The 22,491-nt window shown below is 65.6% G+C and carries 22 protein-coding genes; 12 read left to right on the forward strand and 10 right to left on the reverse strand.

Features of this window, described 5'->3' with window-relative positions:
* Positions 1-91: 91 nt before the first annotated feature.
* A complete protein-coding gene (locus AB7G19_RS07120; RefSeq protein WP_085400790.1) occupies positions 92-1,981 on the reverse strand; it encodes an AsmA family protein in 1,890 nt (629 codons plus the stop codon).
* A gap of 271 nt (positions 1,982-2,252) precedes the next feature.
* Here AB7G19_RS07120 and AB7G19_RS07125 point away from each other — a divergent pair, with 271 nt between their 5' ends.
* From AB7G19_RS07125 to AB7G19_RS07135, 3 genes are read left to right on the forward strand one after another with little or no spacing between them, the layout of a single operon-like run.
* On the forward strand, positions 2,253-2,960 hold the full coding sequence (locus AB7G19_RS07125; protein ID WP_028151658.1) for a CoA transferase subunit A: 708 nt from the start codon (positions 2,253-2,255) through the stop codon (positions 2,958-2,960).
* A 15-nt stretch (positions 2,961-2,975) separates the two neighbouring features.
* A complete protein-coding gene (locus tag AB7G19_RS07130; protein WP_085400788.1) occupies positions 2,976-3,626 on the forward strand; it encodes a 3-oxoacid CoA-transferase subunit B in 651 nt (216 codons plus the stop codon).
* Between the two features lie 22 nt (positions 3,627-3,648).
* Positions 3,649-4,284, forward strand: a complete 636-nt coding sequence (locus AB7G19_RS07135; RefSeq protein ID WP_085400787.1) for a GNAT family N-acetyltransferase — start codon at positions 3,649-3,651, stop codon at positions 4,282-4,284.
* A 98-nt stretch (positions 4,285-4,382) separates the two neighbouring features.
* On the opposite strand, the gene AB7G19_RS07140 is transcribed toward AB7G19_RS07135, so the two are convergent.
* The 3 genes from AB7G19_RS07140 to AB7G19_RS07150 form a co-directional block, all read right to left on the reverse strand.
* Positions 4,383-5,261, reverse strand: a complete 879-nt coding sequence (locus tag AB7G19_RS07140) for an SUMF1/EgtB/PvdO family nonheme iron enzyme (RefSeq protein WP_085400785.1) — start codon at positions 5,259-5,261, stop codon at positions 4,383-4,385.
* Between the two features lie 52 nt (positions 5,262-5,313).
* On the reverse strand, positions 5,314-6,411 hold the full coding sequence (gene nirK / locus AB7G19_RS07145; RefSeq protein WP_063986094.1) for a copper-containing nitrite reductase: 1,098 nt from the start codon (positions 6,409-6,411) through the stop codon (positions 5,314-5,316).
* 237 nt (positions 6,412-6,648) lie between these two features.
* Positions 6,649-6,855: a hypothetical protein gene (locus AB7G19_RS07150; protein ID WP_085400783.1), complete on the reverse strand. Its 207-nt coding sequence runs from the start codon at positions 6,853-6,855 to the stop codon at positions 6,649-6,651.
* A gap of 159 nt (positions 6,856-7,014) precedes the next feature.
* Here AB7G19_RS07150 and hemN point away from each other — a divergent pair, with 159 nt between their 5' ends.
* Entirely contained in the window at positions 7,015-8,367 is a 1,353-nt protein-coding gene (gene hemN / locus AB7G19_RS07155) for an oxygen-independent coproporphyrinogen III oxidase (RefSeq protein ID WP_085400782.1), read from the forward strand.
* 339 nt (positions 8,368-8,706) lie between these two features.
* On the forward strand, positions 8,707-8,904 hold the full coding sequence (locus tag AB7G19_RS07160) for a DUF1858 domain-containing protein (RefSeq protein WP_074119546.1): 198 nt from the start codon (positions 8,707-8,709) through the stop codon (positions 8,902-8,904).
* Between the two features lie 86 nt (positions 8,905-8,990).
* Here AB7G19_RS07160 and AB7G19_RS07165 read toward each other — a convergent pair whose 3' ends face one another.
* A complete protein-coding gene (locus AB7G19_RS07165; protein ID WP_071909780.1) occupies positions 8,991-9,701 on the reverse strand; it encodes a Crp/Fnr family transcriptional regulator in 711 nt (236 codons plus the stop codon).
* 141 nt (positions 9,702-9,842) lie between these two features.
* Here AB7G19_RS07165 and AB7G19_RS07170 point away from each other — a divergent pair, with 141 nt between their 5' ends.
* Complete coding sequence (locus AB7G19_RS07170; RefSeq protein WP_085400780.1) at positions 9,843-11,054, forward strand: NnrS family protein; 1,212 nt, start codon at positions 9,843-9,845, stop codon at positions 11,052-11,054.
* A gap of 2 nt (positions 11,055-11,056) precedes the next feature.
* Here AB7G19_RS07170 and AB7G19_RS07175 read toward each other — a convergent pair whose 3' ends face one another.
* The gene (locus AB7G19_RS07175; RefSeq protein WP_085400778.1) at positions 11,057-12,094 is read right to left on the reverse strand and encodes an AraC family transcriptional regulator; all 1,038 of its coding nucleotides are present in this window, start codon (positions 12,092-12,094) and stop codon (positions 11,057-11,059) included.
* 202 nt (positions 12,095-12,296) lie between these two features.
* On the opposite strand from AB7G19_RS07175, the gene AB7G19_RS07180 reads away from it, so the two are divergent.
* Both AB7G19_RS07180 and AB7G19_RS07185 read left to right on the forward strand, forming a co-directional pair.
* A complete protein-coding gene (locus AB7G19_RS07180) occupies positions 12,297-12,917 on the forward strand; it encodes a response regulator transcription factor (RefSeq protein ID WP_063986095.1) in 621 nt (206 codons plus the stop codon).
* 185 nt (positions 12,918-13,102) lie between these two features.
* Complete coding sequence (locus AB7G19_RS07185) at positions 13,103-14,779, forward strand: mucoidy inhibitor MuiA family protein (protein ID WP_085400855.1); 1,677 nt, start codon at positions 13,103-13,105, stop codon at positions 14,777-14,779.
* Positions 14,780-14,953: 174 nt separating this feature from the next.
* Here AB7G19_RS07185 and AB7G19_RS07190 read toward each other — a convergent pair whose 3' ends face one another.
* Genes AB7G19_RS07190 through AB7G19_RS07205 form a run of 4 tightly spaced genes read right to left on the reverse strand, consistent with a single transcriptional unit; the run spans position 14,954 to position 18,020 of the window.
* On the reverse strand, positions 14,954-15,769 hold the full coding sequence (locus AB7G19_RS07190; protein ID WP_085398959.1) for a heme ABC transporter ATP-binding protein: 816 nt from the start codon (positions 15,767-15,769) through the stop codon (positions 14,954-14,956).
* The gene (locus AB7G19_RS07195; protein ID WP_085398958.1) at positions 15,766-16,860 is read right to left on the reverse strand and encodes a FecCD family ABC transporter permease; all 1,095 of its coding nucleotides are present in this window, start codon (positions 16,858-16,860) and stop codon (positions 15,766-15,768) included. Before AB7G19_RS07195 ends, AB7G19_RS07190 begins: the two co-directional genes overlap by 4 nt.
* Entirely contained in the window at positions 16,857-17,807 is a 951-nt protein-coding gene (locus AB7G19_RS07200) for a heme/hemin ABC transporter substrate-binding protein (protein ID WP_085398957.1), read from the reverse strand. The genes AB7G19_RS07195 and AB7G19_RS07200 overlap by 4 nt, the downstream gene beginning before the upstream one ends.
* Before the next feature lie 6 nt (positions 17,808-17,813).
* Positions 17,814-18,020, reverse strand: a complete 207-nt coding sequence (locus tag AB7G19_RS07205) for a hemin uptake protein HemP (RefSeq protein WP_063981151.1) — start codon at positions 18,018-18,020, stop codon at positions 17,814-17,816.
* A gap of 249 nt (positions 18,021-18,269) precedes the next feature.
* Here AB7G19_RS07205 and AB7G19_RS07210 point away from each other — a divergent pair, with 249 nt between their 5' ends.
* The 4 genes from AB7G19_RS07210 (at position 18,270) to exbB (ending at position 22,488) form a co-directional block, all read left to right on the forward strand.
* The gene (locus AB7G19_RS07210; protein WP_085398956.1) at positions 18,270-20,666 is read left to right on the forward strand and encodes a TonB-dependent hemoglobin/transferrin/lactoferrin family receptor; all 2,397 of its coding nucleotides are present in this window, start codon (positions 18,270-18,272) and stop codon (positions 20,664-20,666) included.
* Between the two features lie 136 nt (positions 20,667-20,802).
* Positions 20,803-21,138, forward strand: a complete 336-nt coding sequence (locus tag AB7G19_RS07215; RefSeq protein WP_028151060.1) for an antibiotic biosynthesis monooxygenase family protein — start codon at positions 20,803-20,805, stop codon at positions 21,136-21,138.
* Between the two features lie 30 nt (positions 21,139-21,168).
* On the forward strand, positions 21,169-21,684 hold the full coding sequence (hutX, locus tag AB7G19_RS07220) for a heme utilization cystosolic carrier protein HutX (RefSeq protein ID WP_085398955.1): 516 nt from the start codon (positions 21,169-21,171) through the stop codon (positions 21,682-21,684).
* 27 nt (positions 21,685-21,711) lie between these two features.
* Positions 21,712-22,488 (forward strand): tonB-system energizer ExbB, encoded by a 777-nt coding sequence (gene exbB / locus AB7G19_RS07225; RefSeq protein ID WP_085398954.1) that lies wholly within the window; start codon positions 21,712-21,714, stop codon positions 22,486-22,488.
* Positions 22,489-22,491 lie beyond the last annotated feature (3 nt).

The raw sequence follows: 22,491 nt of genomic DNA on the forward strand, positions 1-22,491 counted from the left end.
GAGATGCTTAATCCGCGCATCGATCCAATCGCCGCATCAATTCGGCCGGATCAATTCGCGATGGTCCGGCAGCGCCGGACGATCGCCGTCCTCAGTTGGACTTCGCGTTGCCCTTGGCGTTCTCGGCCGTCGGCGAATCTGTCGGTGCAGGGTGCTTCTCGCCGGTGATGCGCCGCTTCAGGAGGTCCAGGAAGGGGGACGCCGCAGGCGACTGGCGGATCAGGCTTTCGGGGTCGGGGAAGATCAGGGGATCGTCCCAGGGACCCTGCACCATGAAGGGCAATTGAAAGCCGGACGTCGTGTTGAGGCTCGCCACGCCCTTCATGTCGTATTCGCGCGTCGGCACCGAGGCAGTGCCCGTCAGCGTGATCTTCGCAGCCGGCCCCTCGATGCGGATGTCCTCGGCAGTGGCGATCCCATCGGAGAACTTCACCGCGACGGTGAGAGTGTCATAAGGGGTCGAGCCGTTGCGGAAATTGCCGCCACCCGACAGCGGCCGCCGCTCCAGCCGCTTCAGGAGCTGCTCGGCGTTGAAGCCCGAGATCGCACCGTCGTGCCCGGTCACGGTGGCAGTGCCGTCGAGCGACTGCACGAGGCCGAACGGGCTGGAGCCGGAGGCCAGCAGCGAGACGTTGATGTTGCCGCGGCCGGACAGCTTGTTGAGGCCGAACAATTCGGAGGCGCAGGCCTGGAGATCGACATCGGTGAACTGGAATTGCGCCTTGACGTCGGCGACGGTGTCGGAGCGCGCGATCCCGAACGAGCCCTTGGCGATGCCGCCATAGACCTGGGCTTCGCCGACCGAGAGCGCCAGCGTGCCGTTGCGCAGATTGGCGCCGATCGCGGTGCGGCCGAGCTTCGACGACCCGACTGTCAGCCTGGCTGCCGACAGGCGCATGTCGAGGTCGGTGGTCGAAAGCCCGTTGAGATCGAACAGCTGCCTGTTCCAGTCGCGGGCGCCGCTGGCGAGCAGGCGGAAGGTCGAGATATAAGGTGTGAAGTCGAGCGCGTCGGCGGCAAGCGTCGCTTGCAGCGTCTGCCGGCCGTTATTGGCGTAGGTCATCACGCCCTCGGCGGTGTTGCCGTCGAGCTCGACATTGACGTTGGTGAGCGCGATCGAGGCGCCGACGACATTGGCGCGCGCCTTCAGCGCGAAGCGGCCGAAGCCGCCGCTGCCGGGCTGCGGCTGACCGGTCCAGCGCAGCGCATTGCGCAAGGACGGGCTGTCGATGGTGAGCGTGCCTTCCATCATCGGGCTGGTGCGGTTGGCGACGCTGCCGTCGAAGGCGAGCTTGAGCGGGGCGCTGGCGATCCGCGCCTTCAGCCCGGAGCGGTCGCCGGAGAGGGCGGCGACGAAATCGGCGAAGCTGATCGAGCCGTCGACGCGCTCGCCGCGCCAGTCGAATTGTCCGGTCGCGGCGAAGGACCGCGAGATCGAGGGCCAGGCCAGCGACAGGTCGATGTCCTCGAACTTCTCGGCGGCGTGGGTGGTGGCGTCCTCGTAATTGAGCACACCGTCCTGGATCCTGATCTCGGAGAACGACACCTGGTTCTCGGCGCCCGGCTTCATGGTGCGCGCAATGGTCTGGATGAAGGGCGTCCAGTTGCTTTCGCCATCCTGCTTCAGGCTGACATGGATGCGCGGCCGCAGCAGGGTCAGGTCGGCGATCTCGAACCGCTGCAGCAGCAGCGGCAGCAGCCGGAGATTGGCGGTGAGCACGTCGACATGGAGCGCGGGATCGCTGGTGCCGCCGCCCTTCAGGCCGACGTCATGGAAGGAAATGTAGCTCGCCGGCAGCAGCGAAATGTCGATGCTGCCTGCCACGCTGAGCTCGAGCCCGGTGACGTCGCGGATCTGCGTTTCCACCGCCTTGCGCAGCGCGTCGCGGTTGATGAGCCAGGAGGTCGCGATCAGGGCGATCAGCGCGAGGCCGAGCAGCGCCGCGATCGGCGTCCCGAGGCGCTTCATTCCTTGGGCCATGGTCAATGGCATGTCCTGATCGGGTTGGTCGCGGGAGCCAGAAGGGCGGACCGGAAACCTGCGTGCCCACGCCCAACCCCCGCAACTTGATGGGTTTTCTTGTCGCTTTCAAGGCCGCGGACGGGTCTGCCCACGGCGTGGGCAGCTTCTATCACCGGAGGACGGAACGGAGAACCCCGTATCATTGACGGCTTTGGACGATTTCGCCTAATAATCGCCGCCAATGAGGCGCGACGCCTGCCAGCCGAAGGTTCACCCGAAGGTTATTTGCATGAACAAGGTCTATCCCGACGCCAAGTCGGCTCTCGAAGGCGTTCTGAAAGACAACATGATGATCATGTCGGGCGGCTTCGGCCTCTGCGGCATCGCCGAGGAGCTGTCGGACGCAATCCGCGAGTCCGGCGTCAAGGGCCTGACGGTCGTCTCCAACAATGCCGGCGTCGACGGTATCGGCCTCAGCCGCCTGCTCGAAACCCGCCAGATCAAGAAGATGATCTCGTCCTATGTCGGCGAGAACAAGCTGTTCGCCCAGCAATTCCTGGCCGGCGAGCTGGAACTCGAATTCAATCCGCAGGGCACGCTGGCCGAGCGCATCCGCGCCGGCGGCGCCGGTATCCCGGCCTTCTACACCAAGACCGGCGTCGGCACGCTGATCGCCGAAGGCAAGGAAGTGAAGGAGTTCGACGGCGAGAAGTACCTGATGGAGCGCGGCCTGTTCGCCGACCTCGCCATCGTGCACGCCTGGAAGGGCGACACCGCCGGCAACCTCATCTACCGCAAGACCGCGCGTAACTTTAATCCGATGATGGCGACCGCCGCCAAGATCACGGTCGCCGAGGTCGAGCATCTGGTTCCGGCCGGTGAACTCAATCCCGACCACATCCACACGCCCGGCATCTTCGTGAAGCGCATCGTCGAGGTCGGCACGGCCAAGAAGCGCATCGAATTCCGCAACACCCGCCCGCGCACGGCAGCTTGAGATCAGGAGACTAAGATGGCCTGGACCCGTGAACAGATGGCTGCGCGCGCCGCCAAGGAACTGCGCGACGGCTACTACGTCAATCTCGGCATCGGCATCCCGACGCTGGTCTCGAACTTCATCCCCGTTGGCGTCGATGTCAGCCTCCAGAGCGAGAACGGCATGCTCGGCATGGGCCCGTTCCCCTATGAGGACGAGGTGGATGCCGACCTCATCAATGCCGGCAAGCAGACCGTGAGCGAGCTGCCGTCGACCTCGTATTTCTCGAGCGCGGATTCGTTCGGGATGATCCGCGGCGGCCACATGGACCTGTCGATCCTCGGCGCCATGCAGGTGGCCCAGAACGGCGATCTCGCCAATTGGATGATCCCCGGCAAGATGGTCAAGGGCATGGGCGGCGCGATGGATCTCGTCGCCGGCGTCAAGCGCGTCGTCGTCGTGATGGAGCATTCGGCCAAGGACGGCTCGAAGCTGCTGAAGAAGTGCAATCTGCCGCTGACCGGCGAGCGCGTGGTCGACATGGTCGTCACCGATCTCGCCGTCTTCACCATCGACAAGCATGGCGACGGCGGCATGGCGCTGATCGAGCTCGCCGACGGCGTCTCGCTCGACGAGGTCAAGGCCAAGACCGAGGCCGAATTCCGCGTCGCGCTGAAGAACACGTAAGGTCGTCGCAACGGGGGCGCGCATGACGATACGGTCTGCGCGTCCCGAAGACGCCGATTTCATCGCACAAACCATCCTGTCGTCGCAGCGCGGCTATCGGCCGCGCGGTTGGTTCGACGTCACGCTCGGCTGGCCCCAGGCACAGTGCCGCGATTTCATCGCGCGCATCACGACCGCACACGCGGTGTCGATGTGGCATGTCTCGCAATTCCTGATCGCCGAGATCGATGGCAAGCCTGCTGCCGCGTTGTGCGCACTGCCGGCGGCCGGCACGGGACCTGCGGCCTGGCGAGCCATCGAGGAGGTCGGTGCCGCGACCGGGCTGGCCGCGCCGGAGCTGGAAGCCATCCGCCGACGCGGCACCTACACGCGCGCCTGCTGGGTTCAGGGTGGCGAGGGCGACTGGATGATCGAGCACGTCGCGACCGATCCCGCCTATGGCGGTCGCGGCCTCGTGCAGGCGTTGCTTGCGCACGCACTGGATAAGGGACGAGCGGCCGGATTTGCCCGCGCGACGATATCGTTCCTGATCGGCAATCAGCCGGCCGAACGCGCCTACGCCAAGGCAGGATTTGTCTTCGCCGAAGAGAAGCGCGATCCCGCGTTCGAGGCGATCATCGGCGCGCCCGGATTTCGCATGTTCGCGCGAACGATGTGATGCGCCGTAGCCCGGATGGAGCGTAGCGAAATCCGGGGTGCTCGTGGATGGTCCGATCCCGGATTGCGCTGCGCTCCATCCGGGCTACTCGGCGATACCTACGACCTTGCCGCCCACACCTTGCCCCACCGCGCCGACACGCTTGCGACCCATGACGGCTCCTCGCGCACCAGGCGGAAACCGAGATTGGCGGGCGGCACGCCCTGTGCGCAGCCACCGGCGCGGGCGTCGCGGATGAAGTCGGTGACGTAGGCGCGGTGCGCACCCTCGGCGACGCGCACGCCGCAATTCACGGTGGGGCGGCCGGCATTGCCGGCTGCGTCGATCCGCGAGCGCACGAAGCAGGTCGAGGTCCATTCCCAGACATTGCCGGCGAGATCTTCGATACCGTGCTCGTTGGTGCCGAACTTGCCGAACGGATAGGCCGTCGTGTCGGAGAGGTCGCGCTCGGATTCACGCTCGTAACGGCTGATCCAGCGCTTTGAAGGATCGTCTGCGTCCACAGGCGCGCCGTCGTCCCTGAACCGGGAGCCGGCCGCAAAGGCCCATTCCGCGTCGCTCGGCAGGCGATAGGTGTGGCCGGTCTTGCGCGACAGCCAGCCCGCATAGGCCTGCGCATCGTGCCAGCTCACCTGGACCGCGGGACGATCGGACGCAATCGCGACGCCGCGATCGAGCGCGCGGCACGCGCTATCCTGCACGCAAAGCTGATAGTCGGATGACGAGACCTGGTGCCGCATGATCTGCAGCGGCCGGTTGAAGCGCATCGCGCGCAGCGGCACTTCGGCCTGCAGCCCCGCGCGGGTGAAATCGCCGGCCTCGCGATAGGAGAGATTGCCCGGCGCGACCCTGACGATGGCAGGCTCCGTCGCCGCGCGATGGACCGCCATGTCCGAGACCAGCGGCGCCACCGCGATCGGCCCTGCGAGCCCTGCGGCGCAGGCGAGCAGCAGTTTCAGCTTGAATGCGATCAGCATGGTCGTCCCCCGAAGAAGGAAGGGGCCGGCGATGACCGGCCCCCTGTCGCGTCTAATTGGTGTTGGGAGCCGGTATCTCCGCGGGCGCCTTCACCTGGGTCATCAGATCGTCGTTCCACTTGCCTTCGACCTTGAAGTGCGCGGTGGCGCCGAGGTCGGCTGCCTCGATCAGATTATGCGTGACATAGGCGTAGATGCCGGGCTGCAGGAACTTGTAGAGCGCAGCGCCCGCCGAGCCGCCGCGGATGAACCAGGTCTCGAGCCCGGTCTCCGGCGCGTTGGAGAATTTTCCGGTCTCCCAGACATAGTCGCCATGGCCACCGATCAGGTGCGGACGGCTGTCGCGATTGGCCTGCGAATGCACGATCAGCACGTTCTCGCCGACCTTGGCCGTCAGCGCGTTCTTGCCGGTGAGCGCACCGACCTTGCCGTTGAACACGACGTGGGAGGGTATCAGCTTCTTCATCACCTCTTCGGTCTCGGTGAAGGCTTCGCCCGGCGAATCATAGGACTTGAAGTTGCCCTTCTCGTCGCGCGGCACATACATGTCCTGCTCGCCGACATAGTAGACCTTGTCGTATTTCAGCGCGTGGCCCTTGCCGTCATTCAGACCGTCGCGCGGCAGCACCATCACCGCGCCGTTCATGCCGGAGACGACATGCCAGGGGATCATCGGGCCGCCCGGGGCGCAGTGATAGACGAACACGCCGGTCCGCGTTGCCTTCCAGCGCAGCACGACCTGCTCGCCGGGATTGACCAGCGTGAGCTCAGCGCCGCCGAGGGCGCCGGTCGCGGAGTGGAAGTCGATGTTGTGCGGCATGGTGTTGGTCGCGGGATTGACCAGCGTCACCTCGACGTAGTCGCCTTCATGCACGACCATCAGCGGGCCCGGCATCGAGCCGTTGAAGGTCATGGCCTGGAACGTGGTGCCCTTGTCGTCGATGACGACCTTCTTCTCCTCGATGTTGAGCTTGAACTCGACGATCTTGGGCCCCTGCGTCGTCGCTTGCTCGTGCGCGTGCACGAAGGGCGGGGCGACCAGCTCGACCTTCTGTCGCGGCAGCTTGAGGTCGCCGGCGGCGAACGTGGGTGTCGCGAGCATCAGGGCGGTCGCGGCGGCGCTGATCAATGCGGCTCTGCGGGTGAACATCGGAAGCATCCTTCATCTGAAAGGGTTTTGATGACGGATGCAGTCTGCGCCTGTTACGGCAAGAGTGTTTGCGCTGCGACAAGCTTTTGCCGAATTCGCCTCCGGTAAAATCCTTAAGAGGTTTGCCGAAGCGCGTATCGGCCGTGCGAAGCGCACGACGTCGCGCGGCGCCAGTTGCGCCAGCGGCAAATCGTTCGCATGTTCAACGACGCTCGACTGTGAATGTTTGGTTATCGATCAGAGAAGCTGAATCGCAATCCAGACCGTGCCCCAGACCGCGAGCGACAGCGCAGCAAAGATGGCGGCCGTGATCGCCAGCACCCGCACGAGATAACCTGCGCCGACGGAGGGTGCCGCGGGGACGGGACGAAAATCGTCGAAGCGCGGGATATGACCGCGAACGCCGGTGAGCCAGAGAACGAGATCGAGCGCGAGCGACGCCATGGCCTATCTCCAGTGAGTCATGATTGAACGTGATCTTGGCTCCGATCCGGCGCTCGGACTTTGAGCGAGCGCAAGGTGGTTCGCCCGAAAACGGGTCATCCAATGCCATCTGGGATTTGCCGCGCCACCGCGCGGCATCGATTTACGAATGGGTAAGATATGAGGACCGATCTCGCAGCGAGCTACGGCGAAGAGAGATTGCCGCGGTACACGAGCTATCCGACCGCGCCGCATTTTTCGCCGGCGGTCGGCCCGGATACTTATGCCGAATGGCTCGCCGGGCTCCCGGCAGGCGCCAGCGCGTCACTCTATCTGCACGTGCCGTTCTGCCGCGAGATGTGCTGGTATTGCGGCTGCCATACCCAGATCGTTCGCCGCGACGGGCTGATCGCATCCTATCAGCGGACGCTGCGCAGCGAGATCGCGCAGGTGTCTGAGACCATCGGCCGCCGCATCAAGGTCGAGCACATCCATTTCGGCGGCGGCACGCCGACCATCATGGCGCCGGAGGCTTTTGCCGAGTTGATGGCGGCGATGCGCCATTCGTTCTTCGTGCTGCCCTCGGCCGAGATAGCGGTCGAGATCGATCCCCGCACATTGACTGCCGAGATGGTGGAGGCCATGCGGCTCTCCGGCGTCAACCGCGCCAGCCTGGGCGTGCAGAGCTTCGATCCGGTCGTGCAGCGCGCGATCAATCGCGTGCAGAGCTATGAGCAGACGGCCTCCGTCGTCGATAGGCTGCATCGCGCCGGCATCAACGGGATCAACTTCGACCTCATCTATGGGCTGCCGCACCAGACCGTCGCGTCCTGCCTGGACACTGTTCGGCGCAGCCTCGAGCTCGGGCCCGATCGTTTCTCGGTGTTCGGCTATGCGCACGTGCCTGACTTCAAGAAGCACCAGCGCATGATCAACGAGGCCGTGCTGCCCGACGGCCTCGCGCGTCATGACCAGGCCTGCGCGATCGCCAATGCGTTGAAGGAGGCCGGCTACGTCCAGATCGGGCTCGACCATTTCGCGCGCCCCGACGACGCGATGGCCGTGGCCTTCGAGGAACGGACGCTGCGGCGCAATTTCCAAGGCTACACCACCGACAAGGGCGAAGTCCTGCTTGGTTTCGGCGCGAGCGCGATCGGGCATCTGCCGCAGGGCTATGTGCAGAACCAGGTGCAGATCGGCGCCTACGCCCAGAGCGTCGCCGCCGGCCGCCTCGCCACCGCGAAGGGCTACGGGCTCACCGACGACGACCGGCTCCGCGCCGACATCATCGAACGCATCATGTGCGAGTTCAGCGCCGATCTCGGCGACATCTGTGCGCGCCATGGTGCGGAACCCGAAGCGATGCTGAAGTCGGCCGCGCGCCTGAAGCCGTTGATCTCGGACGGCATCGTCAGGCTCGACGGCGACCGTCTCGCGGTCGCAAGCGACTCGCGCTTTCTGGTCCGCAGCGTCGCCGCGGCGTTCGATGCTCATCTGGACCCGGCGAAGCAGTTGCACAGCAGGGCGGTGTAATTCACCTCGCGCCGCCTACGGCAGGGAATTTTGCATATGAGCTTGGCGGGGTCTGAGCGAGCGCCTCGTCCTTCGAGACGACCGCTCCGCGGTCTCTTCAGGATAAGGCTGAGCAGCAGCTTTGCCTGTCGAAATAGCGGCCACGTACTCCGTCCTCATCCTGAGGGCCCGCCGGAGGCGGGCGTCTCGAAGGATGGCCGCAGGCGAGCTTCCCGCCACGTTTTCTCATATGCGATAGCCCTGCGGCTTGCGGGGAGAGGGAGAAGCAACCACCAGCTTGCGCTTCAACAAAGAAGCTCGGACCCACCCCGCTATCGTCACTTCGGAACGGAGTTGTCCATGCCCTTCCGATCCGACGATCTGGTCGATGACATCATGCGTACGGCGCCGCACACGATCCGCGTGTTCCTCGCCTTCAGGATGGCTTGCGTCGGCTGTCCGATCGCGACCTTCCATACCGTGGAAGACGCCTGCCGCGAGCATGGCATCGATCGCGACAAATTCCTCGCTGCGCTGTGCGAATGCGTGCCGGCGTGAGGCGGGTTGGAGTTCGCACGGGTCGCGTGCGGATTCCCGGGTGAGGGCGGGCTTGCGCCGTAAGCGGGAGCGCCCTCACCCCTATCTTACGCAGAATTGCCGTCCGCCGTACGCTCCGCCAGTACGACTATCTTGTGCGGATCGCGCAGGATGATGCGCTGGCGGCCACTCTCGACGAGGCCCTGGCTCTCCCAGCCGCTCAGGATGCGGCTGACGGTGTGCAGCGTGGTGCCGGTCATCTGCGCGATGTCCTGGCGGCTGATCGGGAAGTCGATCTCGATGCCGTGGTCGAGCTTCTTGCCGGACTGTTTTGCGAGCCGCAGCAGCGCATGCGCGACGCGCTGCTCGACCTGCTGGGTCGACATTTCGAGGATGCGGGTGTGGCTCTCCTGCAGCCGCGCGCCGACGGTTTGCAGCGTGTTGGCGGCAATCGCCGGAAACCGCTCGATCAGCCGCGGCCAGGCCGAATTCGGCCAGATCAGCACCACGCTGTCGTCGACCGCCATCGCGGTCGCCGGATAGTGCGCGGCTCCAATCGCCATCGCGAGCCCGAAGGTCTCGCCGGGGGCGACGTAGCGCACCACGATCTGCTCGCCGGTCGGGGTGGTCTTGGCCGCGCGGACGTGGCCGTGCAGCAGCAGGAAGAACGATTGCGCGTCGGCGCCCTGCTCGAAAATGGCGGTGTTCCTGGGGTACCGCGCCGAGCGGGCCTCGCGCAGGATTTCCTCGAGGTCGTCCGGCTTGACGCCTGAAAACAGCGGCAAATGCGCAACCAGCGATGTGTCGACCTTGGCCATTCTGCCTCCTTGGCATCAGGGAGTGTGATGGCACCTGTATTCGTCAGGCAGTTTGCGATAGCGCAAAACGGGCCGGCCGGACGGCAGTATTTTTCCAAATGACGATCCAAGTGACCGTCCGAATTCACAGGAGTTGCCCCCATGGCTGGCGCCCGATCCCGTAACTTTGAGGGCTGGCCGCTGTTTGCGAACAGCTTTCGGCCGTTTTTCCTGCTCGCCGCGATCCAGGCGGGGCTGTCGATCCTGGCGTGGCTGCCGATGTTCTACGGCGAATTGTCGGTCAGTTCCGCGTTCGCGCCGCGCGACTGGCACGTCCACGAAATGCTCTATGGCTTCCTGCCGGCGGTGATCACGGGATTCCTGTTCACGGCGATCCCGAACTGGACCGGGCGGCTGCCGATCCAGGGGACGTCGCTGGGCGCGCTGCTGGTCGTCTGGCTGGCCGGACGTTTTGCAGTGACCCTGTCCGCCGATATCGGTTGGGCGTTCGCGCTCGTCGTCGATGCCGCCTTCCTGGCATTGGTTGTTGCTGCGGCCACGCGCGAGATCATCGCGGGCGGCAATTGGCGCAATCTGCCGGTGGTGGTGCTCGTGCTGGTGCTGCTCGCCGGTAACGTCGCCTTCCATCTCGAAGCGCACTTCGAGGGCGCGGCCGATGTCAGCATCCGCGTCGGCATCGGCGTGGTCGTGCTGCTGATCTCGCTGATCGGCGGCCGCATCATCCCGAGCTTCACCCGCAACTGGCTGGTCAAGTTCAATCCCGGTCGCCTGCCGGTGCCGTTCGGGCGTTTTGACGGCGCGGTGATCGGATTGAGCGCGCTCGCGCTGATCGCATGGATCGTGGCGCCGCTGAACATGATCACCGGCGCGGTGATGGCGCTCGTCGGTGTGCTTCATTTGGTGCGGTTCGCGCGCTGGGCTGGCGATCGCACCACGCGCGAGCGGCTGCTGCTGATCCTCCATGTCGGTTATGTCTTCGTGCCGCTGGGCTTCCTGCTGCATGCCCTGGCTGTCTTCGGGGCGCTGCCGCCGAGCGCGGGAATTCACGCCTGGATGGCTGGCGCGGCCGGAACCATGACGCTTGCGGTGATGACGCGCGCGAGCCTCGGGCATACCGGACAGGCGTTGACGGCCTCGCCCGCGACGCAGGGGATTTACGCTGCGATCATCGTCGCGGCGCTGGCGCGGGTCGCTGCCGTGGTGTTGCCTGCGCATGGCGATATCCTGCTGCACATCGCCGCCTGCGGGTGGGTCGTCGCGTTCCTCGGCTTTGCGATTGCGTTCGGGCCGCTGCTCGCCGGCAGCCCCCGGCGCGCCCTTGCCATCATGGGCGTGCCCGCTCCGGCACGCTGAGCCTAGGCCGTGGACGCCGAGGGAACGCCGGGGCGTTTGGCCAGCGGCCGCACGCCCTTGCGCCATGCGGTGATGGTGCAGCCGAAGCGGCCACGGAACCAGCGCGCCATCGCGCTCTGCGCGGAGAAGCCGAGCTGGGTGGCGATGTCGGCCAGCGGCCGGCCGGGGTCGTCGATCAGCTGGGTCACGAGATCGGCGCGCTGCGCGTCGAGGATCGCCGAGAAGCTGGTGCCTGATGCGGCGAGGTGCCGATGGATGGTGCGGCGGGTGCAGGCGAGATGCTCAGCCACGCGCTCGACCGTGCAGTCGCCGCTTGCGAGCAGGATGCGTACCACCTCGTTGACCTTCTCCTCCCAGCTTGCCGGCCGCGTCTCGATCGCCTCGATCCGTTTGCGCAAATAGCTCGCGATCAGCGGATGCGCGCTCGGGATCCGCCGCTCCATGTCATGCGCCGACAACAGGATCGCATCGTCATCGGCATTGAAGGTAACGCGGCAACCGAAGAAATCGCGGTAGCGCTTGCGGTCGTGTGGCGGCGGATAATGCAGATGCACCTCGAGCGGCCGCCAATCGCTGCTGAACAGCGACTGGATGATGCGGTGGACGCTGCCGAGCGCCATGTCGATCGACTGGCGCGGCGCGGTCGGCTGCCGGCCGCGCAGATGCAGCGTGACCGTCACGGTCTGCTTGTCGCGCGTGACCTCAAGCTTCATGCCGTCGTGATGAACGTGGATGAAGCGCGAGAACGCTTCGATCGCCTCGCTGACGGTCGCCTGTTCGCGCACGATCAAACCGACCGCGCCGAAATTGGTGAGCCCGCCACGCTCGGCGAGCCGCAAGCCGAAATCTTCGGCACCCGATGCCTCTGCCGACAATTCGAGCAGCCGGCGCAGGCTGGTCACGGCAATGGGGGTATCGGGCTTGTCGAGCACGGCCAGCGGCAGCCTGACCTTGCGCATCATCTGTTTGGGGTCGAGTCCGACCGACCGGGCGACATCCGGGTAGTAGCTCAAGCCTGCGCTGCGCATGAGGTCGGTCATGCGACCCGTTCCTGTCAGCCATTCCCGCAGATGTCCCGAAATGTAAAGTTTCTGTCCCGATCCGTCAAATCCGGGAACAGGATGGAACATACATAAGGGAAACCGAAGCACGGGCGTGAATGCCGTGCGTGTGACGACGCGGCGCGACGAAGCCCCGCTGCCGTCTCGGGCCATTTGACCAAGACATTGCTGGATCGGGATGATGCCGGGAAACATGCTTTCCAAGGGTGAGGTATTCGTCATTGAAACTGACGCGGCCTCCCGCGAACAACTTTCAATGGCGCTTCAACAGAGCGCTTATGACGTAATCTGCTTTGCCGACGGCGCGTCGCTGCTCTCGGAAGCAAAGGCGCGGATGCCGGCCTGCGTGCTGCTGGAGATGCCGCCGGATCGTTCCGCCCTCGACGTGCTCAAGCGCCTGCGCGAGGAGAACTGCATGGCGCCGGTTCTGGTGACCTCGGCGAACGGCAGCATCGCCATGGCGGTCGACGCGATCAAGAGCGGCGCGGCCGACTTCATCGAGAAGCCGTTCCGCACCCGCGACATCGTCGACCGGATCGATGCTGCCATCGACGAGTTCGCGCAGCCGGGTTCAAACCGGCAACGCTGGCTGCCCGGCTGCGAGCCCCTGACCGGGCGCGAAGTCGATGTGCTCGAGCACCTTGCTGCCGGCCTGACCAACAAGGAGATCGCCCGGCGCATACATCTGAGTGCGCGGACGGTCGAAGGCTACCGCGCAGGCATCCTGAAGAAGGCCGGCGCCCGCAACGTGACCGATCTGCTCCGCCGCATCTTCGGCCAGGGTTCGCCCACCCCGGTTTAAGGACCTAGGTTTAACGGCTTCGCCGCGAGTCGACGACACGTTCCGCGGCCTTGGTGCGGCCGCGGCGGCGCCCCAAGGAAACCCCAATCGAACCAGTTCCTTCCCTGCCGCGTCCAACCATGTTGGCGAGGCATTCGATCGCACGCGTCCGGCTGGCGGCGCGGCGATACGGCAGGAGGGACTTTATGCGCATCACCGCAAGATGTTTGGCAACGACGAGCCTGGTTCTGGTGACCATGGCGGCCGCGTCGCCATCATGGGCCGCCGATGTGGACGCCACATCGGCCATCGACACCGTCACGGTCTATCCGGACGGCGCCACCGTCACCCGTATCATCGCGCTGGACCTCGCCTCCGGCGACAGCACGCTGGTCGCCAAGGACTTTCCGCTCTCGCTCGATCCGTCCTCCCTCCGTGTCGAGGGCGAGGCGGGCGCAAAACTGACCATCGGGACCATCGACGCGCGGCCGCCGCGCGCGGCACAACCCGCGAATCTGCCCGAGCTCGATAAGCGCATCGAGGCGTTGAAGGATCAGCGCGCCGATCTGCAAGGCGACATCGACGCGGCCAACGCCCGGCGCAAATTCGCGCAGCACTTTGCCGAGGCTTCTCCCGCCGGCCTTGGCGAGAAGGGGGAGGCTCGGCCGATCACCGAATGGCGCGCAGCCTTTACCGCGGTCGCCGAGGAGATCGCGACCGCCGACACAGCGATCCGCGACGCCACGCGAAAGCAGCGCGAGATCGATCGGCAGCTCGCGCAACTTGAAGCGGAGCGTTCGGCCAAGCCGCCGAGCAAGCTCGAGGTTCGCATCGATGTCGCTTCCGCCGCCGCGACGAAGGCGACGTTGCGGGTGACTTATGCAGTCCGCAATGCGCGCTGGCTGCCGCTGTATGACGCCCGGCTCGACACCGGTGCCAAGGACCGCAAGCCGCAGCTCGAGCTGGTTCGCCGCGCCGAGGTTACACAGTCGACCGGCGAAGACTGGTCGAATGTCAGCCTCGGCGTTTCCACCGTTCGCGTCAGCCGCGGCGGTAGCGCGCCGGAGCTGAATTCGCTGGTGGTGAGGTATCCGCAACTGCCGAAGCCGCTGGCATTGGGCGCGGCGTCGGACATGGCGATGCCCGCGCAGCCGATGACGCGGCAGGCGCAATCTCCGGCGATGGCGAAAGCGGCGGAGCCCGAACTGCGTGAGCGCGCGGACGAGCAGCAGGCCAACGCCGAGATCGGTGATTTCCAGGCCGTGTATCAGATCAGCGGCCGCGTCAGTCTTGGCGCCAATGAGGGCGCCAAGAGCCTGCTCATCTCCTCCATGACAGTGACGCCCGACCTCGCCATCCGCGCCGCCCCGGTCGCGGATCCCACCGCTTACCTCGAGGCGTCATTCAAGCTTGCCGAGGATACCAATCTGCTGCCCGGTAAGGTCGCGATCTTCCGCGACGGCACGTTCGTCGGTCGCAGCAAATTTTCGACCGCCGCGCGGAACGACGCGATCCGGCTCGGCTTCGGCGCCGACGACAAGATCAAGATCGAGCGCACCGTCATCAGGCAGAACGAAGGCACGGCCGGCGTGATCTCGTCCTCCAAGACCGACACGCGTTCGTTCCGCACCGTCGTCCGCAACGGGCACGACTTCCCGATCCGCATCGCGATCGAGGATCAACTTCCGGTCAGCGAGAACGAGGATATTGGCGTCGAGATGCTGTCCTCGACCACGCCGCCCACGACCACCAATCTGCGCGACAAGCGCGGCGTGCTGGAATGGGCGTTCGACGCAAAACCCGGCGAGATCAAGGAGATCAAGTTCGCCTGGCGCGTCCGCTGGCCCAAGGACAAGGGCATGGTGATCGTGCCGGCGGGTTAGGAGCCTGAGGCGTGACGCCCTCTTACCTCGCCCCGCTTGCGGGGAGAGGTCGGATTGCATCGAAGATGCAATCCGGGTGAGGGGGACTCTCCGCGAATTCAACTTTCACCGTCCCCGCGGAGACTCCCCCTCACCCCAACCCTCTCCCCGCAAGCGGGGCGAGGGAGCGCAGCTTCACCGCGGAGGCAGTTCGGCTCGCGCCGCCGGCCGCATCGATTGCGGCAGCACGTAGGGCACGCCGTCGTCGGCCTGATGGACGACGGCGTCGATCTCGAAGATGTCGCGGATGGTCTCCCGTGTAACGACATCGGCACGCGGGCCGTCGGCGGCGAGCCTGCCGCCGTTCAGGACGATCAGCCGGTCGGCGAAGCGGATCGCGAGGTTGAGGTCGTGCAGGATCGCGATGACAGCCGTGCCGCCTGCGGCGCGGCGGCGCGCGGCTTCGACGAGGTCGATCTGGTGACGCAGATCGAGGCTCGATGTCGGCTCGTCCAGCAACAGGAGCCCCGGACCGTGTTCCGATTCGCCGCAGGCGAGCTGCACCAGAACGCGGGCGAAATGGGTGCGCTGCTGCTCGCCGCCCGATAGCGTCGGCAATTGCCGTGCGCGGAAATGTGCGAGGCCAACCTCGTCCAGCGCGGCGTCGACGAGCGACACGGCATCGCGCAGGCTGCGGTCGCCCGCACCCATCAGCACGATCTCCTCGACCGTGAACGGGAAGGTGACGTTGATGTGCTGGGACAGCATCGCGCGGCGCGCGGCAAGCTCGCGCGGCGTATAACTGCTGATGTCGCGCTGCTTCAGGTGCACCTCGCCCTCGCTCGGGCGGAGATCGCCGGAGAGCAGCCGCAGCAGCGTCGACTTGCCGGCGCCGTTCGGGCCGATGATCGCGACCATCTCGCCGGCTTCAACCGACAGGCCGACGCCATCGAGCAGCGTGGCGCGGCCGGCGCGCTTGCTGAGAGATCGCGCCTCGATCACGGCGCTCATAGCGAGGCGAGCCCGCGCTGGCGCAGCAGGATGCCGAGGAAGACAGGCGCGCCGACCGCGGCGGTCAAGATGCCGATCGGCATCTCCGCGGGCGCCACGATCGTGCGCGCCAGCGTGTCGGCGCCGACCATCAGGATCGCGCCGAGCAGCACCGAGGCCGGCAGCAGCAGGCGATGCGCAGGTCCAATAACGAGACGGAGCAGATGCGGTACGACGATGCCGACGAAGCCGATGACGCCGCTGATCGACACCGCGACCCCGGTCATGGCGGAGACCATGACGATCGAGATCCGCTTGAGGCGCTCGACGTCGACGCCGCCGTGAAACGCGTCGGCCTCGCCGAGCACCAGCAGGTCGAGGCCGCGCGCAATATACGCGCAGGCGCCGAGCCCGATGATGAGGATCGGCGCGAGCACGGCGGCCTTGGTCCAGGTCGCGCCGCTCATCGACCCCAGCAGCCAGAATGTAATGTCGCGAAGCTGGCGGTCGTCGGCGATGAACACCAGAAGCCCGATGCCGGCATTAGTGATGGCGGTGATGGCGACGCCGGCGAGCAGGAAGATCGCGATCGAGGTCCGCCCCGCGCGGCTGGAGATGCCGTAAAGGATCGCGGTCGTGGCCAGCGAGCCCGCGAAGGCCGCGAGCGGCAACAGCTCGGTTTGAAGGAAACGCAGCGTCTCGCCGAAGCGCGAGTCCGTGAACACGATCGCGCTTGCCGCCGCGAGCGCGCCGCCGCTGGAGACGCCGACCAGCGCGGGATCGGCGAGCGGGTTACGAAACAGTCCTTGCATGATGGCGCCGGCCGCGGCGAGCAGGCCGCCGACCATCGCGGTCGCCGCGATCCGGGGAATCCGGATCGACCACAGCACGAGCTGGTCGCGCGCCGTCATGGCATCGGCGGCGGAGTTGCCGGCAAGGCCGAGCGCAGCGGGCAGGCGGGAGAGGGGAATGCCGGCTGCGCCCACGGTCAGCGCGACGATGGCGGTGGCCGCGAGGATCACCAGGAGCAGGGGAATGGCAACCGACGTAAATCGCCGTCCTGCGCCCGCGCGCCGCGGGCTCCGCGAGTCCGTCCCGATCGCCACGCTCATTGCCGGCAGTTCGCCGCCGACAGAGCCGACGTGAAGGCGCCGCCGTTAGCCAATGCCGGATAGAGTTTGACGGAGAGATCGCGGGCCGCCGCGGCCGTGCGCGGGCCGAAGCCGAGCAGATAGAGCCCGTCCATCGTGATGAAGCTCTTGTTGGCCGCGACCGGCGTCAGGGCGAAGCCGGGATGGGCGTAGACCGCGTCGGCCTGCAGTGAATCCTTGCCGCGCTCGATCGACAGCACGACGTCGGGTTTTGCCGCGACGATCGCCTCGTCGCCGATGTTCTTGTAGCCGTCGTAATCCTCGACCGCGTTGGTGGCGCCTGCAAGCTGGATGATCTCGTCGGCGGCGGTCTTGTGACCGGCGACCATCGCCCGTCCGTTCAGGAGCGACATCACGAACATCACGCGGACCGGCTTCGTGACCTTGGCACGCAGTGCGCGCAGCTGCGCAAGATCCGTAGCCACTGCGGTGCTCAGGCATTCGGCGCGCGCATCGACGCCCATGGCATGGCCGACCAGCTTGATCTTCTCGATCAGGCCTTCCTCCGAGAAGGTCTCGGGCACCAGCACCAGCGGCACCTTCGCCGTCTCCAGGAGGTCCATGGTCTCGCGCGGGCCCGATCCCTGGATCGCCAGGATCAGGGTCGGGTTGAGGCCCAGCACGCCCTCGGCCGAAATCTGGCGCATGTAGCCGACATTGGGTTTGTCGTGCAGCGCCGCCGCCGGATAGAGGCTCGTGGTGTCGACGCCGACCAGGCGGCTCTCCAGCCCGAGCGCATAGAGGATCTCGGTGATGGCGCCGCCGATCGAGACCGTGCGGGCGAAGTCGGCAACGGCGACATCGCGATTGCGCGCATCATGCACCGTGATACCGGCGGCGTGCGCGGTCGAGGCGAGCGCGATGGTGCCGGTGAACATGAGGTTTGCGAGGGTGCGACAAAATGTCATTGCAGGTTACTTCGTCAGGATCAGCTTGTTCTGCGAGGTCAGGCGAAGGCGATAGGCGTCCTCGCCATGCGCGATGATGATCTCGCGCTCCGCCGCAAACAGCTCGCGGCTGTCGATCCGGCTCCCGCGTATGGTCAAACTTCTCGTTGTTGCAGAAGGGCTTTGTGTCGGCCCTGCCGCATCGCCGCTATTGTCTCCGGACGTTGCTGACATGGTAGGTGTGATGCGCTTTCGAGATTTCAGATGCGTCTTGTTTGTATAAGCGGCATCAGGCGCATTCCAACGGCGGCAATTTACAATCGATATAAACTGCAACCCGATGACATTGACCGTCAGGGTGTTGCCACGTAACCAAATGGAACAATGCGGGCCGGGGGGCCTGCACCAGAGAATAGCCAGCCAGTCGCTCGCCGCGCGAGCGCACGCCAGCCAAACAAGACATATCATGATTGGGTTGGGTGTATGGCTGACGGGGCTAGGTATTCGCGCGCGCTGATTTTGGGCGCGTCGGTGGTTTCAATTGCGGCGGTGTCGCCGGTGAGCAGCTTTGCGCAGACCGCAGATCAAACCGCGCAATCATCCAAGCCGGCGAAGCCCAAGCAGGCCAAGCGCAATCCGGCCAAGCCGCAAGCTGTTCAGCCGCAGCAGGCCAGCACCAGCGTGTGGGATGCGCGCGCGCAGGCGATCGTCGGCGTCCAGGCGCTCGACACCATCACGGCCGCGGCGTCCAAGACCGAAGAGCGCGCGGTCGATGCGCTCGCACCGGTCAGCGTCGTGACGTCGTCGCAGATCCAAAGTCGCCAGGCCAGCACGGTCGGCGATCTCATCTATAATGTGCCGGGCGTATGGGTTCAGAACCGCGGTGACGAGCCGTCGACCTCGATCAATATCCGCGGCCTGCAGGATTTCGGCCGGGTCGCCGTCGTCGTCGACGGCGCGCGGCAGAACTATCAGCGCACGGGCCATTTCGCCAACGGCTCGTTCTTTCTCAACCCCGAGCTGATCAGCGGCATCGACATCGTTCGTGGTCCGACCGCCAACATCTACGGCTCAGGTGCGATCGGCGGCGTGGCGTCGTTCCGCACCAAGGATATCGAGGACGTCGTGCGTGCCGGCGAGCGCTGGGGCGTCGACGTCAAGACCATCCTTGGCAGCAATTACGGACGCGCGCTCGGTTCGGCCTTCGGCGGTGTTCACGTCAATCCGAATGTGGACGTGTTCGCGGGCGGCACCTATTCGACGCAGGAGAGCTACAAAGACGGCACTGGCTTCGAGGTCGCCAATACCGGCAACCGGCTCACCAGCGGTATCGCTAAGCTGACGGTGCGCCCGGCCGACGGGCACGAGATCAAGCTCGGCACCATCTTCCAGGAGGACATCTACAGCGTGGGTCAGCCGCCACGCCGTGCCGGCGATCCCAACTCGACCAATGCGAACGGCGCCAACAACCTGAGCGGCACGTCGATCTACAGGTCCGACGTCAAGAACTACACCACGACGCTCGGCTGGAAATATTCGCAGCCGGATGACCAGTGGTTCGACTGGGATGCGAAGGTCTACTGGAATCGCACCGAGAACGACCAGGTCAAGACCGCGCATACCAGCACGACGCCGTCGGTCTTCTGCGGCGGCGTGCCCGGCAATGCCGTGTCCGGCTGTATCGGCAGCAACCGCGGATATCTGCTCGATACGGTCGGCGTCGACGTGTACAACACCACGCGCTTCGATACCGGCAGCTGGCGTCACGCGGTGACCTACGGACTGGACGCGTTCCAGGACAAGGTGTCGACGCAGGACAGGACCGGCACGTCGGAAGTGACGACGCCTGGCGGTCAGCGCACGGTGTCCGGCGGTTTTGTGCAGTGGAAGGCCAATTACACCTCCATGCTCGAGGTGATCGGCGCGCTTCGTTACGACAATTATCAGCTCTCCTCGGCATCCTCGTCGTCCGGCGGCGACCGTTTGTCGCCGAAGATCACCGTAGGGCTCGTTCCCACGGCGGTCGTGACGCCCTATGTCAGCTACGCCGAAGGTTATCGCGCGCCGTCGATCACGGAAACGCTGGTCAGCGGTCCGCATTCGGGCGCGACGGTCAACGACTCGTTCTTCCGCTGTCCGTCGGGCACGCCGGGTCCGGGCGCGGATTCGACCTTCTGCTTCGTCCCGAATCCGAATCTGCGGCCCGAGGTCGGCAAGAACAAGGAGATCGGCTTCAACATCAAGAAGAACGATCTGTTCACGGCGGGCGATACGCTGCGCGGCAAGATCAACGTGTTCCGCAACGACATCTCCGACTTCATCGATCAGGTCGCCTATGGAAATCCGCTGGTGGTCCCCACCGGCCCGCCGCCGGCGCCCTCCATCACCGTGCTTCCGTTCCTGCAATATCAGAACGTCGCGTCCGCCCGCATCCAGGGTCTCGAGGCCGAGGCGATGTACGACGCGAACACCTGGTTCTTCGGCCTCTCCGGCAGTTACCAGAACGGCAAAAACCTTCAGACGGGATTTGGCCTGTACAGCGTTCCGCCGCAGAAGGTCACGACGACCGCCGGCGTGCGGTTGCTGGACCGGACCCTGATCCTCTCGGTGATGTGGACGTCGGTGATCGCGAACACCGACATTCCGCCGACCTATACGCCGGCGACGTCGTACGATCTCGTCAACCTCTACGCCCAGTATCAGCCGCGGCCCGATCTCACGCTGAACTTCTCGGTCGAAAATCTTCTCAACCAGTACTACCGGCCTTACGCCATTCCGGTCGGCAGCACGGGCGATACGCAAAACGACGTGAAATGGGCGAGCGCCGGCCCCGGGCTCGTGGTCAAGGGAGGCCTGAAGTACCACTTCGGCGGCATCTAAGGAGTACGCCGACGACAGCAAACGGGACGCCGTATTGACCGCCAGAGCCACGCTGATGTCCCAGCGTGGCTTCGGCACGTTCTGAAACATCCGCTCGGCATTCGCCGATCAACAAGACTGACAGGAGAAAAATCTTATGTTCATCGCCATGAATCGTTTCCAGGTGAAGCTCGGCTCGGAAGCTGCTTTCGAGACCGTCTGGCGCACCCGCGAATCCTATCTCGGCAGCATGGCCGGCTTCGTCGAATTCCACCTGCTCAAGGGGCCGCTGCTTGAGGACCACACGCTGTATTCCTCGCACACGGTCTGGGTCGACAAGGCGGCGTTCGAGGCCTGGACGCGGTCGGACGAATTCCGTCGCGCTCACGCGCGCGCCGACAACAAGACCGGCGAAAGCCTCTATCTCGGCCATCCCAAGTTCGAAGGGTTCGAGGTCATCATGACCGAGCGCAAGACGAACGCGGCCGCCTAGATCGCGGCGGATCACGAAAGGGAGCCGGACATGCTGAGCACCGATCTCGCCGATCTCAAGGCGTATATGGCTGACAATCCCGGCGCGGTGATCGAGGACGTTGCGCGCGAGCGCAAGGTCACTCCGCGCGCGGTGATCGAGGCGCTGCCGTCGTCCATGGTGCGCGTTGGTGGCGGCGAGCATTTCGCCGCCGCCATGCAGGACATCGCGGCGTGGGGCGAGGTCACGCTCATCGTGCACACGGATGACGCGATCTTCGAGTTCACGGGCGCGGTCCCGGCGGGCGAGGTCGGCCGCGGCTATTTCAACCTGATGCAGCCGAAGGGATTGCACGGCCACCTCCGCCACGAGCGCTGCGCGGCCTTGGCCTTCGTCGAGCGTCCCTTCATGGGCAAGACCTCGGCTTTCGTCGCCTTCGTCAATGCCGACGGCGGCATCATGTTCAAGGTCTTTGTCGGTCGCGACGAGACCCGGGCGCTGCGGGCGGATCAGCTCGTGCGGTTCCGTCAGCTGGCGGACCGGATCGCGGCGCAGGGCGTGGCATAATTTCCTTCTGCCGATCGGGAGATCAGGATGCAGAGCAATTTCGGGCTTCGGCATGTGATCCTAACAATTGGGCTGGTGCTCGCGCCGGCCCCGGCCTTCGCGATCGACGAAGCGCTGTTGCCGCGCAATCTGTCGCCCTGGGGCATGTTCCTCGGTGCCGACATCATCGTGAAGGTGGTGATGGTCGGGCTCGCCGTCGCTTCGCTGGTGACGTGGACGGTGTGGCTCGCCAAGACCATCGAGCTGCGCCGCAAGAGCGCGCTCGCCGTGCAGCGGACGCGCGCGCTCGAGGGCAGGATGAAGCTGGCGGAGGCGGCGGAGCGGACCGGCGACGCGCATGATGCGGTCGCCCAGCTCATCCAGTCCTGCGCGAAGGAGGCGGAGCTCTCCGGCGGCATTGTCGATGACGGCCTCCAGGAGCGCGTGGCGCTGCGGCTGGAACGGGTCGAGGCGGCGATGTCCAGGCAGATCGCGCGCGGCACCGGCGTGCTCGCGACCATCGGCGCCACCGCGCCGTTCGTCGGGCTGTTCGGCACGGTCTGGGGCATCATGAATTCCTTCATCGGCATCTCCGAGAGCCACACCACGAGCCTTGCAGTGGTCGCGCCCGGCATCGCCGAGGCGCTGCTTGCGACAGCGCTCGGACTCGTCGCGGCTATTCCGGCGGTGGTGATTTACAACCATCTCGTCCGCGGCATCGCCAATTACCGCGCGCTGCTCGGCGACGCCTCGGCGCAGCTCATGCTGTTGGTCAGCCGGCAGCGCGACAACAGAGAGTTCCGCCTGGCGCGGGCGGCGGAGTAGGCC

It is taken from the genome of Bradyrhizobium sp. 215_C5_N1_1 (assembly GCF_052075935.1).
GTDB classification, from domain to species: Bacteria; Pseudomonadota; Alphaproteobacteria; order Rhizobiales; family Xanthobacteraceae; genus Bradyrhizobium; species Bradyrhizobium barranii.